This window comes from Massilimicrobiota sp. An105 (assembly GCF_002161155.1).
Classification (GTDB): domain Bacteria; phylum Bacillota_I; class Bacilli_A; order Erysipelotrichales; family Coprobacillaceae; genus Allocoprobacillus; species Allocoprobacillus merdigallinarum.
In genome coordinates this window covers 14,376-33,045 of sequence record NZ_NFLY01000030.1, presented here as the reverse complement: position 1 = coordinate 33,045, position 18,670 = coordinate 14,376, and the positions used below count along the sequence as shown (strand labels likewise).

The window sequence follows — 18,670 nt, the reverse complement described above, 5'->3', positions numbered from 1 at the left end:
CCATTATAATCGGAAAGGTGATTGTTTTGTATAACTTTTCTCTCTCTACCCGCATAGCAGGTAGTTTTTTGTTTCGTACATTTCATGTACTCAACTGACTAAAGTCAAAAGCATTAAATAAGAGAATAGTATGTCCTACGACATACTATTCTTCTTCATTATCTTCAGTTTCTTCTTCAGATTTATCAACAACTTCTACACTTGAAACAATTGATCCTTCAGCAACTTTAATCAATCTAACACCTTGTGTATTTCTTCCAGCAAGTTTCACTTGTTCCATTGGAAGTCTAATCATAATACCTTCACTTGTCATAATTAATAAATCTTCATCACCATTAACAGCTCTTAAAGCTACCAATTGTCCTGTCTTTTCAGTCGTATTAATGGTTTTTACACCTTTACCACCACGATGTGATTCACGGTAATCTTCTATTGGAGACATCTTACCATAACCATTTTCACTTATAGCCATAATATATTGTCCTTCTCCATTTGTTGTCATACCCACAACATGACTACCATCTACATTAATACCTCTGACACCTGATGCTGTTCTACCCATTGGTCTGACATCATTTTCATTAAATCTAATTAATTTTCCATTAGATGCTGCAACGAGAATTTCTTCATTTTCTTTTGTTAATTTCACAGCAACCAACTGATCTTCATCTTTTAAATTAATCGCAATCTTACCAGACTGTCTAATATTTTTAAATTCTTCAATAGAAGTTTTCTTAACTAAACCATTTAATGTCACAAAGAATAGATATAGATTCTTATCTTCATCAATATCATCTTTATCAATAGAAATCATAGATTTAACACTTTCATCTTTATCTAGATTTAATAAATTGACAACAGGTAATCCTTTAGCAGTTCTACCAAATTCAGGAATATTATATCCTTTTAAACGATAGACTTTACCAAAGTTTGTAAAGAATAATAAATCATCATGAGTACTCATATGAATAAGAGCATCCACAATATCATCCTCATTTGTTCCCATACCTTTGATACCTCTACCACCTCTATTTTGTGTTTTATAAGTATCAACAGGCATACGTTTGACATATCCATTAGAAGTTAAAGAAATAATAACATCTTCGACTGGAATTAAATCTTCATCTTCTAAATCAAATGTTCCTTGAATAATTTCAGTTCTTCTCTTATCAGCAAATTTAGTTTTAATTTCTAATAATTCTTTTTCAATAATTTCTAATATTCTTTCTCTTTTTGCAAGAATATCTTTTAAATCAGCAATCAATTCTAATAATTGATTTAATTCATTTTCAATCTTTTCTCTTTCCAAACCAGCTAATCTTTGAAGCTGCATTTCTCTGATTGCTTTTGCTTGTCGATCAGACATATTAAATTCATCCATCAATCTTTGTTGAATAATTTCTGTTGTTCGTGATGAACGAATGAGTTCAATAATAGCATCAATCTGATCTAATGCTCTTTTTAAACCATCTAAAATATGAGCACGATCTTCAGCTTTCTTTAAATCATAAGCTGTTCTTCTTCTAATCACTTCTTCTTGATGATCAAGATAGTAAGTCATCATTTGTTTTAGATTTAAAGTTTGAGGTTGGTTATTCACTAAGGCAATAGAATTGACACCAAATGTTGTCTGTAAAGCTGTTAATTTAAATAACTGATTTAAAATAACTTCTGGTTGAACATCTTTACGAAGTTCAATCATAATACGAATACCTTCACGGTTAGATTCATCACGTATTTCTGTAATACCTTCAATACGTTTTTCTTTAACATGTTCAGCCATTTTTTCAATTAAACGAGCTTTATTGACCATATATGGTATTTCAGTAACAACAATAGCTTTTTTACCACCATGAATATCAATAATATCCGTTTTCGCTCTCATGACAATTAAGCCATTACCAGTTTCATAAGCTTTTTTAATCGCTGATTTACCTAAAATATAAGCTCCTGTTGGAAAATCAGGTCCCTGAATATAATTTTCCATTAATTCTAGAATCGTAATATCAGGATTATGAGAAACAGCCAATATGGCATCAATGACTTCACCTAAATTATGAGGTGGAATATTTGTAGCCATACCAACCGCAATTCCTGTTGTCCCATTGACTAATAAGTTAGGGAAACGTGATGGCATAACTTCTGGTTCTGATTCTTCACCATCATAGTTAGGAATAAAATTGACTGTATCTTTATTAATATCTCTCACCATTTCCATAGAAATCTTAGACATTCTGGCTTCAGTATAACGTTGTGCTGCAGCGCCATCACCATCAATAGAACCAAAGTTTCCATGACCGTCTACTAACATATAACGATAACTGAAATCCTGTGCCATACGAACTAAAGCTTCATAGATTGAAGAGTCACCATGAGGATGGTATTTCCCCATAACTTCCCCAACAATACGCGCTGATTTCTTATATGGTTTATCACTATAACATCCAAGTTCATTCATTCCATGCACAATTCTTCTTTGAACAGGCTTTAATCCATCTCTCACATCTGGTAAAGCTCTTTGAACAATAACTGACATGGCATAATTGATAAAGGATTGTTTCATTTCTTTTGTTAATGATCTTTTCTTAATTCCACGTTCTTCCATTTTTTCTCTCCTTTACTATAAGTCTAATTCTGCCATTTGTGCATTTTCTTGAATAAATTCACGTCTTGGTTCAACTTTTTCACCCATCAACATATCAAACATAGCATCAGCCTGCATCGCATCATCTAAATCAATTTGCCATAAAACACGATGTTCTGGATTCATTGTTGTATCCCATAACTGTTCAGCATTCATTTCTCCTAAACCTTTATAACGCTGAATAGAAATTTTGGCATTTTCACCAAGTTCTTCTTTTTTCTTTTCCAATTCATAATCAGAATATAAATAATATTCTTCTTTTCCATGTTTCAATAAATATAATGGTGGCTGTGCAGCATACACATATCCTTCTTCAATTAATGGCTTTAAGAAACGATATAAGAATGTCAACATCAAAATACGAATATGTCCACCATCAACATCGGCATCGGTCATAATGACAATTTTATGATATCTTAATTTACTAATATCAAATTCTTCACCAATACCTGTTCCAAAAGCTGTAATCATTGAACGAATTTCAGCATTCCCTAAAATTCTATCTAATCTTGATTTTTCAACATTTAAAATCTTACCACGTAATGGCAAAATGGCCTGAGTTCTACGATCTCTACCCATTTTGGCACTACCACCGGCAGAATCCCCTTCGACAATGAATACTTCACATTCACTAGGATCCTTAGATGAGCAGTCAGCTAATTTACCTGGCAAGGCAATACTATCTAAAGCTGTTTTTCTTCTTGTCATTTCTCTGGCACGTTTAGCTGCCATTCTGGCACGACTTGCGACAATGGCTTTATTGATAATAATTTGTGCAGTATTTGGATTTTCTAATAAAAATTTATCTAACGCTGTTGAAATGATATTACTTGCGATTTTTCTCACTTCAGCATTTCCTAATTTTGTTTTTGTCTGTCCTTCATATTGAGGATCAGGATGTTTCACTGAAATAATCGCTGTTAAACCTTCACGGCAATCATCCCCACTTAAAGATTCTTCATCTTTTTTCAGGAAATTATTATTTTTGGCATAATTATTAATGACTCTTGTTAAAGCAAGACGGAAACCTTCTTCATGAGTTCCTCCTTCATGCGTATTAATATTATTACAGAAAGAATAGATATTTGGCTGATATCCATCATTATATTGCATACCAACTTCAACCTTAATATCATCTATTTCATCTTCTACATAAATAATTTCTTCATGAATAGGCGTCTTATTACGATTTAAATAAGCTACGTATTCTTTGATACCACCTTCATAGTGATATTCATTTTTCTTATGTGGTGTCTGTCTATGATCTTCTAAAATTAATTTCAATCCTTTATTTAAGAAAGCCAATTCACGGATTCTTTGATTTAATGTTTCATAATCATATACAGTTGTTTCTTCAAAAATCAAAGGATCAGCTTTAAAAGTAACTGTTGTTCCAGTATCATCACAATCACCAATAATCTTTAAATCTTCAACAGGTTGTCCACCTTTTTCAAATCTTTGATAATAAATATGACCATCTCTATGTACATAAACTTCTAACCATTCACTCAATGCATTAACAACGCTGGCACCAACACCGTGTAGACCACCAGAAACTTTGTAGCCTCCACCACCAAATTTACCACCAGCATGTAAAACAGTTAAAATTGTTTCAACTGTACTCTTACCAGTTTTCGCATGAACACCTGTTGGCATACCACGTCCATTATCAATAACCTTGACAACATCGCCTTCTTCTAAAATCACTTTAATTTCACTACAAAATCCAGCTAAAGCTTCATCAATAGAGTTATCAACAATTTCCCATACCAAATGATGTAAACCTCTAGAAGACGTTGAACCAATATACATACCTGGTCTTTTTCTAACAGCTTCTAATCCTTCTAAGACTTGAATATCAGATTCATTATAACTGTGTTGAACTTTATTTTCTTCCATAGCTTTCTCCTTTCACATTTCCATTTTCAATGACGATTTTCTTTGCTTTATCTATAACCTGATGATGAATACCATCAATATTTGTTGAAGTTAAAAAAGTCTGAACCTTTCCTTCAATTAAATTCAATAACTTCGTCTTTCTTGTATCATCTAATTCACTTAAAACATCATCTAACAACAAAACAGGATATTCTCCGATTTCTTTTTTAATCAATTCTAATAAAGCGATTTTGATTGCTAAAACAATAGATCTTTGTTGCCCCTGTGAAGCATAAGTTATAGCATCCTGTTGATTTAAACACATCACCAGATCATCTTTATGAATACCATGTGTTGTCTGTTTAAAAGCAACATCTTTTTGATAATTCTTTCGATAATCTTCCAAAATACCTTCATAACTCATATCTTTATAATGTGTTTTATATTGAATTGATAATACTTCCTGATGTAAAGCAATATAATCATACATTTTCGTAGATATCTCATTTAATAATTCAACAAATTCAATTCTTTTCTTTAATAATTGAACTTGTAATCGTGCCATCTGTTCAGATAAAACCTCTAAGTAATCATCAGCTTTTAAATGTTTTTCATTTAATAATTTCAAATATTTATTTCTTTCTTTTAATAATCTTTGATATTTATTAAAATCATACATATATATAGGTGATATTTTAGATAACTCCATATCAATCAATTTTCTTCTTAATTTTGGACTTCCTTTTATTAACATTAAATCCTCAGGAATAAATAAAACAACATTTAAATAACCAACATAATCACTTGTTTTTTTAATTTCATTATGATTAATCAAAGCTTTCTTTCCTAACTTTGATAAAACAATCTCTAAATTTAATGTCTTTTGATTATTAATAACCTGTCCTTGAATTTTCGCAAAGTCCTGATCAAAATAAATCATTTCATCTATGACTTTTGTCTTAAAACTTTTAGACATTGATAAAATATATATAGCTTCTAATAAGTTTGTTTTTCCTTGAGCATTTTGACCAATTAAAATATTAATAAAAGGATCAAATTTTACTGAACAATCAATATAATTTCTAAAATTCTTTAATTGAATACTATGAATCTTCATTAATGATTAGATATTCTTGTCCATCAAAAGAAACAATATCCTGATGATAGAGCTTTTTCCCACGTCTTGTTTCTACTTCACCATTGACAAGAACCAGTCCATCACTAATGACTAATTTAGCTTCAGCTCCACTACTTACAGCATCAGCTAATTTAAGTAATTGTCCTAAAGTAATATACTCACTATGAATTGTAACTTCTTTCATATATTTATCACCCATACTTTCATAACCTGAACTATTATATCACAAAAACATCAAAAATGATAGTTTTTATGGCTTATATTCAATATTTATAAAAAAAGTGATAAATCTCATTTTTATATAAAAACCTCTTATAAGCTAAATATAAGCTAAAAAATGATATATAGTCTTTTTGACTACATATCATCTTTTAATGTTTCTATAATATTCTGTTTTCTAAAACGATTTAATCCTAATTTAAATGTTAAGATCATCACTATCATCATCACAATAAATGATATCAAATAAGCTATCCATGATGGTCTAAAAGGTATAGTGTTAAAAGATAAATTATATAATAGAAATTCTATTATTATACAGAATGGTAAACTATATACAAATGATTTTATGCCATAAATAGAAGATTCTTTCCATAACATTTTTTTCATATCATTGACACTCATGCCTATACTCATGAACATCGCAAATTCTTTTTTTCTTTTTTCTATGCTGGCACTCATCATGTTTAAGATATTCATTAGTGTAAATATCAACATAATTGTGACAAAACCATAAACAAATATCTCTACAATTGTCATAAACTCAATTCTTTCCTGATTAGCTGATGTTTCATCGTAACTGCTTAATCCATAAGATTCCAATTCTTGATTTAATTGTTCATGTTGTTGTGTCTGAATATAAATTTCTATATTCGTAGACCCAAACTCTTTTTCAAAATAGTCTGTGGAAACAATAAAAGTTAATTCGTAAGGATTCATTATATTATATTCATCAGATGTTTCTATCATCTGAATATCTTTAAAATTTTGAATATCTAACTTCTTTTCTTTTTCAGTCTCATCATCTAAATAACTGATATACATATCTTGGATAAAGTTTCTGTCCATTTTTTTATAAACTGATGAAATTTCTGTTTCATTTTCACTTAAGATTAAAGATTGATTATATGTTAATGCTAAATCATTTGATGGCTGAATACCATTATCCTGACACAATTTTTTAAATCTTTGATTGTCAATACATTGAATATAAACACCTATACTTTTTGGACTCTCATATGTTAAATAATCAGGATTAATATCTACATTAACAAATTTTAATCCTCTCAAATAATAGTCATTATCATATTGACTGTTATTTAAAATATCAATGACATCTTGTCTATTTTTCATTTCAACGTCTGAAACTGAAATATCATAATCATGAATACCACTTTCTTTTTTGACAGTATTAATAAAATTTTTACCAAAACTTGTCATAGAAACAAAGATAATCATTGATAACATTAAGGAAATAATAATAACTCTGGATTTGATTCCTTGTCTTTTATAATTTTTAATAGACAATTGCCATGAAACATTTAAAAATTTTGATAAAAAACGATTTAATTGAAGTCTTTTCTTTTTCACTTTAACTTCATCACTTTTCGTTAAAGCATCCATCACAGATATTTTTGATATTCTTCTTGCAGGTATATATAATGCGATAAAAGTAATCAAAAACGAACCTATAATAACGAGACATAAATATAATGGTGAGATTTGCGTATGAATAGATAAGTTGAGATCTTTTAAAATTTTCATTTGATTAGCAAATGAAAAAGCAATATTTAATCCTATAAAACTACATAGAATTCCAAATGGTATCGCAATAATGGATAATATGAATCCTTCAAAATAAACAGAACATTTCTTTTGTTTAGGCGTAGCACCTACGCTTGAAAGCATCCCAAGATATTGAATACGATCTGTTGTTGATAGATGGAATGCCTGATATATAATCATAACAGATACAAAACTAATAATACCAATCATAATATAAATCATATGATATACATCTGTATATCCAGCAGTTAAACCTTCTTCAAAGATATTCTGTACAGCTAAATAAGATGAATTATATGGTATATAATATTTGGAAGATGTTGTACTCTCCATGTTTTGTATTTTTTCCTTTAAATTTTGTACATGCTGAAATATATTTTTGGAAACATCTTTATCTTTAATATACATTGTATAATCTTGAGTTAAATCTATATAAGAAAATGCCTGATATGTATATCCCATGAAATCTTGAGATTGATAACTATTCATAAATCCTACAATTGTATATGTTTGTTGATTATCAAATGTTATCTGATCTCCTATTTTTTTATCAATATGATTCATTTTTAAAAATTCTGGTGTTATAACAATTTCATACTTATTAACAGGTAATCTTCCATCAATAATATAATCATAGAGTCCTTTCTTTTGAAAATATAATGAATCACCAGATTTCATATATAACTGTGAATCTTGATAATCAAGTTGTGTTGTACAAGAAAAATAATATTCATCAACTTGAGAATCATCTTTTATTAAATCAATAATTTCTTGTCTATTATCAACAATGCGATAATGGTAATCTCCTCTTGTTTTTTCTATATAACTTTTATAATAGGCTTTACCTGATGAAAAAGCTATTCCTACACAGCTCATCATGATCACTGATACCATAATACATAGTAATGTCAATAAACTTCTTTTCTTATTGGCTTTCAGATATCTTAAGGTCAATGTATTCATAATTTTCATTTTCTGATAACCTCATCTTTTTTTATCTTTCCATCTTCTATCACTATGATTCTATCTGCCTGCATTGCTATATTTTCATCATGAGTAATCATGATTAAGGTCTGTTTATATCTTTTTTTGTGTTAATTTCAGTAAATCTATGATTTCTTTACTGTTTTTTGAATCAAGATTTCCTGTTGGTTCATCCGCAAGAACCAGTGATGGTGCATTCATTAATGCTCTTCCTATTGATACACGTTGTTGCTGTCCTCCTGAAAGTTCTCTTGGTAAATGTTTTTCTCTTGATTTCAAATCTAATATACGTAGTAATTCATCCAGTCTTTCCTGATTCACTTTCTTATTATCCAGCAATACTGGCAATGTCATATTTTCTTCAACGGTTAATATAGGAATTAAATTATAGAATTGATAAATCAACCCTACTTCCCTTCTTCTAAATATGGCTAATTCATTTTCATTCTTTTTATAGACATTCTGTCCATTGACAATCACTTCACCACTTGTTGGTTTATCAACACCCCCGATCAAATGCAGCAATGTACTCTTTCCTGATCCAGATGAACCTACAATAGCTATAAATTCGCCTTTTTCAACAGTAAATGAAACATGATCTAAGGCTACAACCTTATTTTCATCATTTCCATATATTTTTGTTAAATTTTTAACTTCTAGTATTGCCATATATTCTCCCTCCTCAATTGTATTGTATCAAATAAAAATGACAAACCCGTGACAATAAAGTGACAGATTTGTCATAATCAAATATCTATACATTTTCTTTATATAAATGAATTGTAAATTTTGTGCCAGGATATGTATTTTCTACTTGAATTGTTCCATTTTGTTTTTCAATAATCATAGAACTCAAAGCTAAACCTATACCTACACTATCCTGCTTTGCATTTTTTCCTTTATAAAATCTTTCAAATAGATGAATTAAATCTTCCTGATCAATACCACAACCATTATCTTGAATAATGATTTCATCATATAAAGGATTTTGATTCATTGATATTTGAATCATACCATTTTGTTCAACATGTTCTATACAATTTTTTAAGATATTAGATACAGCTTCTAAAGTCCATAAAATATCACATTTGAATATCTCTGATTCTTGAATATTGATTTGTAATTGAATATCTTTCATATCTATTTGTATTTCAAATGGATTTAATAACTGCAAAACAAAATCTTTCTGTGTAATGCTTTCCTGATGAAAAGTGACTGTCTGGGCATCTAATTGCGCCATTTTTAATAAACTCATCACGAGCCATTCAATTTTATCTAATAATTTCTTTTCTTCTTTTAATAATTGTCTTTTTTCATTGCCTTCTGCTTTATTTAATCTTTCATGAATTAAATTTAAAGCTGTTAAAGGTGTTTTCATTTGATGAGATATATCTTCCAGATATTCTTTTAGAATCAGTTTTTCATTTTCTAATAAATGATTTTGTTCATAAATCTTATTGACTAATTTACATATATCACTCTCTAAGATAGAAAGATTTCCCTCTTTATATTTTTGAATATAAAAATCATTATGATGAAATAAAATATCATTGATTTGTTTAGAAATAGAAATAATTTTTTTATTTTGTTTATAGATGTAAAAACATAAACTAACTATAATACAGCATAATAAGAATATAATGATATACATGATCTAATCTCCCAGTTGATAACCCAATCCCCTTTTGGTTTGTATGATTTGGGGATGTTGAGGTTGATCTTCTATCTTATTTCTTAATCTTTTAATATAAACAGTCAAAGTATTATCATTCATATCTTCACCCGTCATCTGATAAAGTTCTTCTAATAAAAATTCTCTTGTTAGTAAATGATGAGCATGTTGTACAAATATTAACAATAATTTATATTCTAAAGCTGATAAAAAGATTTCCTGATGATTTTTAAAGACTTTAGCCTGAGATATATAAACTTGAAGATTTTGATATTGGAATATCTGATCTTGTTTTTTATATCTTCTTAAAATATTTTGAATACGTGATAATAGTATTCGAGGTTGAAATGGTTTTGATATATAATCATCTGCTCCTAAATCAAGTCCTGTAATAATACTAAATTCATCACTTTGGGCCGTTAAGAAAATAATAGGAAAATCATAATAAGCTTTAATTTCATTATATAAAGAAAAGCCATTACCTTCTTTTAATGAAATATCTAATAAGATTAAATCTATAGATTGTTGTTGGAGTATTTGCATAGCCTTTTTTTGTCCATCAACAGCTATTAAATGATAACCATTTTCTCTTAAATAAGAATTTAAATGCTTAACGATTTGTAAATCATCTTCAACCAGTAAAATTTTTTCCATAATACCACCATTCAAATTATAACAAAAAAAGCTAATCGTGAATAGATTAGCTTAATAAGTTCTCACAGGTAAAACCAATTGAATAATATCTTCTCTTTCAAAGTCTTTAATAATAAATGGTTTCATTTCACCAGTAAATAAGACTCTCACTTTTTGTCCATTAATACTCTTAATAGCATCAGTTAAATATCTGGCACTAAATGAAATTTTTAAAGGTTCACCTTTATAGAAAGCTCTAGATAAGTTTTCTTCTACTGACCCAATTTCTTGAGAGAATGAAGATAAGATCACTGTATCCTGATTCATTGTGAGTTTAACGATATTTGTTTGTTCATTTGTCAGTAATGATGCTCTATCAATAGAATTTAATAAACTTGTGCTATCAATACTCATAGAGTAATCAAAACTATCCGGAATTAAGCGACTTGTATCAGGGAAAGTTCCATCAATTAATCTTGTTTGAATTAAAACATGATCAAAAACAAATAAAACTTTACGATCAGATACATATAAATCAATTAATTCATCTTTTTCAATAATACGGCTGATTTCAATTAAACTCTTTTTAGGAATAATAATATTAAATGAAATATCAGAATCAATATTTAAAATACGTTTTGCTAAACGATAACTATCTGTCGCAATACATTCTAAAACATGATCTTTAGCTTTGAAGTTAACTCCTGTTAAAACAGGTCTTGTTTCTTTTTCACTTGTCGCAAATGAAGTTTGTTCAATGGCTTCTTTTAAATCAATAGATTTCATCTGTAAATTAACACCTGTTTTATTTAAATCAATACGAGGATAATCAATATAAGATGTTCCATTTAAATCAAAACGGGAGTTAGCTCCTTCAATTCTTGTAAGTGTTCCATCTACAATAAAAATATGTACATCTTCAGAATCAATCTTTTTAATAATTTCTAATATATATTTAGATGATAAAACAACACTACCAGGTTCAATAATATCAATATGGTCTTGAATACTTGTTTGAATTGTAATATCACTATCACTACCAGTTAAAATAAGTTCATCTTCTTTTAAATCAAATTTAATACCAGTTAAAACAGGTAATGGACTTTTTATAGAAACAGCTCTTGAAACTTTAGTTAGAGCATTCAATAATTCCAATCTTTTAATCTTAAAATTCATAAATGATCTCCTTTATATTTTATATTATTTAAATAATAACATAATAATAATATTGTGCACAATATGCATAAGTGAAAAAAAGTGACGTTTTATTCATTGTTTTTTTATTTTTATGATGTGTATAAGTTGTGGATAAGTGTGCATAACTTTTACACAAGTTTCTTTTTAATATCTTGAATAGCTTGACGATAATTCATATCTTTTTCTAATTTCTGTTGAACTTTATGACAAGCTTTCATGACAGTTGAATGATCTCTTCCACCAAATTCATGACCAATTTGAATGAATGAAATATCTTCAATGAGTTCTCTGACTAAATACATGGCAATATGTCTTGCGACAATAATACTAGATGTTCTTGATTTAGAATTAATTTGAGCGACCGTTAAATTATAATAATCAGCAACACATTTCTTTATATTTGAAACAGTTAATTCTTTTTTCTGTGTTGGCTGACTATAAGAATCACTAAAGGCTTCTAAGGCAAAATTCAAGTCAATAATATCTAATTTTTTACCACATATGAGCTTATAAAATAATAATCTTTTTAAACTTCCTTCTAGTTCTCTGACATCAGTATTAAAATGAGTGGCAATAAAGTCTAAAACTTCTTCCGTTATTGGATAATCAACATTTTCAATTTCTATTTTCTTTCTTAAAATGGCTTTAGCCGTTTCAAATTCAGGTGTATCAATACTTACTGTTAAACCAGATGAAAATCGACTGACTAATCGACTTTCCATTCCCTTTAGATCACGTGGTGGTTTATCTGAAGTAATGACAATCTGTTTTTTATTACTAATTAAAGTATTAAAAATGTTGAAAAAGATCTCACTTGATGATTCTTTTGTAGCCATGAATTGAATATCATCTATTAATAATATATCCATTTGACGATATTTATAGTTAAATTCATCCATTGCATGATTAGCTAATGATTGAATATATTCATTCACAAAGTTCTCACTTGTTGTAAATAAAACATTTATAGATGGATCACGTTTTTTAGCATAATTTCCAATAGCATTTAATAAATGTGTTTTTCCTAATCCTGAATTACTATGAATAAATAATGGACTATAAGAAATACCAGGTTTCATAGCAACCGCTAAAGATGCATTTTGAGCAATTCTATTACTGTTTCCAATAACGAAATTATCAAAAGTCAAATCAGGATTTAAGTGATCATCAAAATGTAATAAATGTTCTTGTTTTGCATGACTTTGTTTAAAATCTTCTTCAGTCATTAAATGTAGCTGATAGTGTCCATTTGTGACAGTATTGTAGATTTCCTGTAAATGCGTTAAATAAGGTTCTACAACATCTAAGCTCCATTTTGTATCAATGGTGATCGTCACGACACTTCCTACAATGTCTTTGATTTCTAAGGTAGTGAAAAAAGAATCAAAAGTAATTTTATCTAATCCATAATCATCAAGTTTTCCTTGGAATAAACTTAAAGTTTTTTGCCAGTTCATATCTAAATTGTTCATTTTCACCATCTCCAAGACACATTATAAAGGAAAAAGTGAATAAATAGAAGATGAAAAAAAATACGCACAAGTTATTCACATAGTTATGCACACCAAATTATATTGAATTGACGGGCTTTTTTTAGTTTTACACAAATTTCATGATATCGAAATTGTGCATAAAAAGTTATGCTATGTGCATAATTGTGCACAAAATGATTTTATTTTTTTAATTCACATAAAAAGCAACAAATAATGCACAAGAAAAATGTCGATATAAGTGAATAAATGTAGAGTTATGCACAATTGTGAATAACTTTTAAGCGTTTGTGCATAAGTTGTGAATAGACGTAAATACTCCTGTTAAATGATATGCACAAATGAAAGTAAATAGAACTTTATCAGGAAAGAAAATGCTTGAATAATCAAATAATTTTCTATATTTTCATTGACTTATAAAAGCAAAACCCATATAATAATGGGGCATATGTTATTGTGTATAAAAAATTTATTATTTTGGAGGTGTAATCAATGAAAAGAACATATCAACCAAATAAGAGAAAAAGATCAAAAACTCATGGTTTTAGAGCTAGAATGGCAACAGTAGGCGGAAGAAAAGTACTTGCTCGTCGCCGTAAGAGAGGAAGAAAAGTTTTATCTGCCTAAAAAAATTCCACTTTAATGTGGTTTTTTTTCTAAAAAAATATGAAAAAAGAATATCGTGTAAAGAAGAATGAAGATTTCCAAACTATTATAAAAAAGAAAAAATCTGTAGCTAATAAACAATTTGTTGTTTATTATCATCAAAATGATAATCATTTAAGAGTGGGAATCTCAGTAAGTAAAAAATTAGGAAACGCTGTTGTTCGTAATAAGATTAAAAGACAAGTCAGAATGATGGTTCAACAAGTTTTTGATAGAGATCAAAAGATGGATTTTATTATTATAGTGAGATATGATTTTTTAAATCATTCTTATCAAGATAATTTAAATAGTATTGTATCTCTATATAATAAAATAAGGAGAAGGATGGAAAAGTAACAATGTATTTAGATCAACGTACAAAGAAGTTTTTAAAGGTATTTGCTTTAGTAGCTGTGATCTTTGTGTTAGTGGGATGTACAAATAATCTTGATAAAAATGGACATCTTATTGCTTCACGAGCTATTACTGAATCTACACCTTGGAGTTTAAGTGAATTAGGATTTTTTGATTTTATTTTAACTTATCCAATTGCTAGAGGTATTTTGTTTATTAGTAAGTTAGGAAATGTGGCTTATGGGGTTGTTGGTATGACAATCTTTATTAACTTATTAATTTTACCTATTATGATTAAGTCAACTGAATCAACACAAAAAATGCAGTTGCTTCAACCAGAAATGGAAAGAATTCAAAGAAAATATGCTGGTAGAAAAGATCAGGCATCACAAATGCGTCAAACTGCTGAAATCCAAGCTTTATATAAAAAGCATAATATCAGTATGTTTAGTAGTTTTTCAACATTCTTAACATTACCAATCATGCTTGCAGTATGGCAGGCTGTACAAAGAGTTGAAATCTTATATGATTCAACATTATTTGGATTAGAATTAGGAATTACGCCAATGTCAGCTATTACTAAAGGTGAATGGGCTTATATCGTTATTGTAGCATTGGTTGGTTTAACACAATATTTTGCGATTGAAATCAATAATATTATGTTAAAGAGAAATCCAAGATATAAGGTTTCAAAACAACAACAATCAATGAAAACAATGAATATTGTCATGACTGTTATGATTGTATGGTTTGCAGTGTCAATGCCAACAGCAATGTCATTATACTGGATTACAACAAGTTTAATTACAATTGCAAGAACAGTTTATATTCAACTATATCACATTGAAAAGAAAAAAGATAAATAAGGACTGGGCAAAACTATGAAGACATATGAAGGAAAAACATTAGATGATGTGATTCAACATGCTTGCCAAGATTTAGGAATTACTCCTGATGAATTGACATATGAAATTATTGAAGAAAAAAAGGGATTATTTTCTAAAAAAGTTGTGATTGAATGTTATTGTCAGAGTATGGTTCAGGAATATTTAGAAAACTTTGTAAGAAAGACACTTACAAATATGGAATTTCAAGTAGAAACTGTTTCATATACTCAAGATGGACGTATTTATTGTAATATTAATACAGATAATAATTCTATTTTAATTGGTAAAAATGGGGTTATTCTAAGAGCATTTAATTTTATCGCAAGACAAGCTGTACAAAATGAATTTAAGAAAAGATTTGAAATTAGCTTAGATATTAATGGATATAAAGAAAATAGATATAGAAAAGTTTCAGCTATGGCAAAAAGACTTGGTAAACAAGTCTTACGTACAAAGATAGATGTGAAACTTGATCCTTTACCTGCTGATGAAAGAAAAGTGATTCATCAAACAATTTCTGAAATGGGTCCACATTTAAAAACTGAAAGTCAGGGAGAAGGAAAAGGAAGATTTACGACAATTTCATATGTTGATTAAACTCTATCATGGATAGAGTTTTTTTAATTATACATAAGATTTTCATTTGTTTATGATAGAATGAAATTGAGGTGGGAATCATGAAAAGAAAAATCATAGCCATACTTATATTATTTATTGTTGTGGTAGGAGGGTCAAGTTTAAAAATGAAGCAACCTTCTTATCAATATGCAACATTAACGATTTATGGAAAACAAGAAAATCCGATTCAATATTCCATTCACAATCAAGATAAGATTGATTTATTAGTTAAGACATTAAATCAGTCTATTCATGTTCAAAATGCTCAAAAGGATTATGAAAAAACAAAAGGACCCACATATCAAATTGAATTAGATGATCAACAAGTATATATAATCAATGGAAATTATATAATCAAAGATCAAAAAGCTTATTTATTAGAAAATAAAAAAGATATTTTTAATATATTTGATGAGTAAGAAAGCAGAAATGTTTTCTTTTTTTTTAGATATGTTATAATGGGAAAAGTTGTAGAATGGAGGGTATATTATGAAGATTATGAGAAAGTTTATACAATATTATAAACCATATAAAACAGTTTTCTTTTTAGATATGATCTGTGCCATGATTATCAGTCTTATTGATTTGGCTTTTCCTCAAATCTTAAATTATTTAAATGATACATTATATATCGCTGATCATCAGACAATTATTCAAAGTTTATTCTGGTTAGCCATCTTTTTACTGATTATGTATGCTATTCGTGCATTATGTAAATATTATGTATCAGCACAGGGACATATTATGGGTGCTCAAATGGAAAGAGATATGAGAAAAGATTTGTTTGATAAGTTTGAACAATTATCTTTTTCTTATTATGACCGTAATAATACAGGGGAAATGATGAGTAAGTTAGTAAGTGATTTATTTGATATTTGTGAGTTTGCTCATCATGGACCAGAAAATGTATTTATATCATTACTTAAAATTATAGGTTCATTTATTTTATTAATGTATATTCATGTTCCTTTAACTATCTTATTGATGATTGTAACATTATGTATGTTGTTGTTTTCATTAAAACAAAACAAATCTATGCAACAGACATTTATGGATAATCGTCAAAAGATTGCAGGTGTTAATGCCTCTTTACAGGATACTTTAGCTGGAATTAGAGTTGTGAAATCTTTTGCAAATGAAGATATTGAAAGACATAAATTTGCAAGAAGTAATGAGAGATTTTTACAAAGTAAGAAAAATAATTATCATTGTATGGGAAAATTCCAAGGTGGTAATAATTTCTTTCAGGGACTTTTATATGTTACGATTTTAGTTGCTGGGGGATTCTTTATTGCTGAAGGATCATTAGAACCTGTCGCTCTTGCAACTTATGCTTTATATATCAATATCTTTATTACTCCAATTGAAGTCTTAGTAGAATTTACAGAAATGCTTCAAAAAGGTTATTCAGGATTCAAAAGATTCAATGAAGTGATGGAAACTCAAGTTGAAATTCAAGATGCTCCAGACAGTCATGATTTAGTTAATGTTCAGGGTGTTATTGATTATAAAGATGTGAGCTTTGGATATGATGATGAAAAAGTATTAGATCATCTCAATATTCATATTGATTCAGGAAAATCTATTGCATTAGTTGGTCCATCTGGTGGAGGAAAAACAACCATTTGTTCATTGTTACTTCGTTTTTATGATGTAACAGGTGGAAGTATTGAAATAGATGGTCAAGATATTAGAAAATTAACTCTCAAATCATTACGCCAATCTATTGGGATTGTACAACAGGATGTATATTTATTTACTGGTTCTATTAAAGAAAATATTTCTTATGGAAAACCAGGTGCCAGTGATGAAGAAATTATTGAAGCAGCTAAAAAAGCGAATATTCATGATTTTATTATGAGTTTACCTGATGGCTATGATACATATGTAGGTGAGAGAGGAACACGTTTAAGTGGTGGACAAAAACAACGTATTTCTATTGCCAGAATATTCTTAAAAGATCCAAAGATTTTAATTCTTGATGAAGCAACAAGTGCATTGGATAATGAAAGTGAACGTCATATTCAAAAAAGTCTAGAAGCCTTATCAAAGAATCGTACATGTATTACCATTGCTCATAGACTTTCTACAATTAGAAATGCTGATGAAATTATTGTGATTGGTAATAATGGTATTGTAGAGAGAGGAACACATCAGTTCTTATTAAATAAAAATAATGTTTATGCGAAATATTATCGTTTACAATTTGAAGGATTGGAAGAAAATGCTTAAAGAAGGACAAACTGTCTATTTTATTGTACAAGGTATCGTCATGAGTGGGACAGTCATTAATGTAAAAGGAAATGAGAAATCTTATACTTTTGAAATTGAAGGATTTGGTAACTGTAGTGGACCTCATCAAATTTCATCTCAACAAATTCATTATTCTATTTTCTTAGATGAAAAAGAAGCTCAAAAATATAAAGATTATCCCACTATGTATTTACAAAACTATTGTTAATATTATTAAGGTTTTGACTTATTTTAAAGTCAGAACCTTTTTACATATGATAAAATATTTTGTGACACAAGTTTTTCATATTTTTATGTTATGTTTATAAATAATAAAGAAAGGAGGATATATTTGAAAGATATATCATCGTTCAAATTTATAAGGTTATGAAAGAATTTTTTAAAAATAAAAGAAATGTTGTAAATGTATTATATATATTCATAGTGATGTGTGTGTTTTTAGCTTTAATGGGTATGTTATTTTCTCAAGATTCAAATTATTTTTTCCCTATT

16 protein-coding genes and 1 pseudogene are annotated in these 18,670 nt (G+C 28.4%); 7 read left to right on the top strand and 10 right to left on the bottom strand.

Annotation, left to right across the window (positions count from 1 at the left end; translation table 11 throughout):
• Positions 1-145: 145 nt before the first annotated feature.
• From gyrA to dnaA, 10 genes and pseudogenes are all read right to left on the bottom strand, one after another.
• Positions 146-2,605, bottom strand: coding sequence for a DNA gyrase subunit A (gyrA, locus tag B5E48_RS09055; RefSeq protein ID WP_087304830.1), 2,460 nt, complete (start codon positions 2,603-2,605; stop codon positions 146-148).
• Between the two features lie 15 nt (positions 2,606-2,620).
• On the bottom strand, positions 2,621-4,543 hold the full coding sequence (gyrB, locus tag B5E48_RS09050; protein ID WP_087304829.1) for a DNA topoisomerase (ATP-hydrolyzing) subunit B: 1,923 nt from the start codon (positions 4,541-4,543) through the stop codon (positions 2,621-2,623).
• Positions 4,530-5,639 (bottom strand): DNA replication/repair protein RecF, encoded by a 1,110-nt coding sequence (gene recF / locus B5E48_RS09045; protein WP_087304828.1) that lies wholly within the window; start codon positions 5,637-5,639, stop codon positions 4,530-4,532. The genes gyrB and recF overlap by 14 nt, the downstream gene beginning before the upstream one ends.
• Positions 5,626-5,844, bottom strand: a complete 219-nt coding sequence (gene yaaA, locus B5E48_RS09040) for a S4 domain-containing protein YaaA (protein WP_087245096.1) — start codon at positions 5,842-5,844, stop codon at positions 5,626-5,628. Before yaaA ends, recF begins: the two co-directional genes overlap by 14 nt.
• 173 nt (positions 5,845-6,017) lie before the next feature.
• Positions 6,018-8,417 (bottom strand): ABC transporter permease, encoded by a 2,400-nt coding sequence (locus B5E48_RS09035; RefSeq protein ID WP_087304827.1) that lies wholly within the window; start codon positions 8,415-8,417, stop codon positions 6,018-6,020.
• A pseudogene (locus B5E48_RS09030) lies at positions 8,414-9,098 on the bottom strand (ABC transporter ATP-binding protein). The gene B5E48_RS09035 and the pseudogene B5E48_RS09030 overlap by 4 nt, the downstream one beginning before the upstream one ends.
• A gap of 85 nt (positions 9,099-9,183) precedes the next feature.
• The gene (locus tag B5E48_RS09025; protein WP_241146956.1) at positions 9,184-10,080 is read right to left on the bottom strand and encodes a sensor histidine kinase; all 897 of its coding nucleotides are present in this window, start codon (positions 10,078-10,080) and stop codon (positions 9,184-9,186) included.
• A gap of 3 nt (positions 10,081-10,083) precedes the next feature.
• Positions 10,084-10,755, bottom strand: coding sequence for a response regulator transcription factor (locus B5E48_RS09020; protein WP_087304825.1), 672 nt, complete (start codon positions 10,753-10,755; stop codon positions 10,084-10,086).
• 51 nt (positions 10,756-10,806) lie between these two features.
• Complete coding sequence (gene dnaN, locus B5E48_RS09015) at positions 10,807-11,910, bottom strand: DNA polymerase III subunit beta (RefSeq protein ID WP_087245085.1); 1,104 nt, start codon at positions 11,908-11,910, stop codon at positions 10,807-10,809.
• A gap of 149 nt (positions 11,911-12,059) precedes the next feature.
• Positions 12,060-13,403, bottom strand: a complete 1,344-nt coding sequence (gene dnaA, locus B5E48_RS09010; protein WP_087245086.1) for a chromosomal replication initiator protein DnaA — start codon at positions 13,401-13,403, stop codon at positions 12,060-12,062.
• A gap of 510 nt (positions 13,404-13,913) precedes the next feature.
• Here dnaA and rpmH point away from each other — a divergent pair.
• The 7 genes from rpmH to B5E48_RS08975 all read left to right on the top strand — a co-directional run bounded on the left by rpmH (position 13,914) and on the right by B5E48_RS08975 (position 18,386).
• Complete coding sequence (gene rpmH / locus B5E48_RS09005; protein ID WP_003535525.1) at positions 13,914-14,048, top strand: 50S ribosomal protein L34; 135 nt, start codon at positions 13,914-13,916, stop codon at positions 14,046-14,048.
• Between the two features lie 39 nt (positions 14,049-14,087).
• The gene (rnpA, locus tag B5E48_RS09000) at positions 14,088-14,423 is read left to right on the top strand and encodes a ribonuclease P protein component (RefSeq protein WP_087304824.1); all 336 of its coding nucleotides are present in this window, start codon (positions 14,088-14,090) and stop codon (positions 14,421-14,423) included.
• Between the two features lie 2 nt (positions 14,424-14,425).
• Entirely contained in the window at positions 14,426-15,286 is an 861-nt protein-coding gene (locus B5E48_RS08995; protein ID WP_087304823.1) for a YidC/Oxa1 family membrane protein insertase, read from the top strand.
• A gap of 15 nt (positions 15,287-15,301) precedes the next feature.
• Positions 15,302-15,904, top strand: coding sequence for a Jag family protein (locus tag B5E48_RS08990; RefSeq protein WP_087297276.1), 603 nt, complete (start codon positions 15,302-15,304; stop codon positions 15,902-15,904).
• A gap of 80 nt (positions 15,905-15,984) precedes the next feature.
• Entirely contained in the window at positions 15,985-16,344 is a 360-nt protein-coding gene (locus B5E48_RS08985) for a hypothetical protein (RefSeq protein ID WP_087304822.1), read from the top strand.
• Positions 16,345-16,414: 70 nt separating this feature from the next.
• Entirely contained in the window at positions 16,415-18,157 is a 1,743-nt protein-coding gene (locus B5E48_RS08980) for an ABC transporter ATP-binding protein (protein WP_087304821.1), read from the top strand.
• The gene (locus tag B5E48_RS08975) at positions 18,150-18,386 is read left to right on the top strand and encodes a hypothetical protein (RefSeq protein ID WP_087304820.1); all 237 of its coding nucleotides are present in this window, start codon (positions 18,150-18,152) and stop codon (positions 18,384-18,386) included. Before B5E48_RS08980 ends, B5E48_RS08975 begins: the two co-directional genes overlap by 8 nt.
• Positions 18,387-18,670 lie beyond the last annotated feature (284 nt).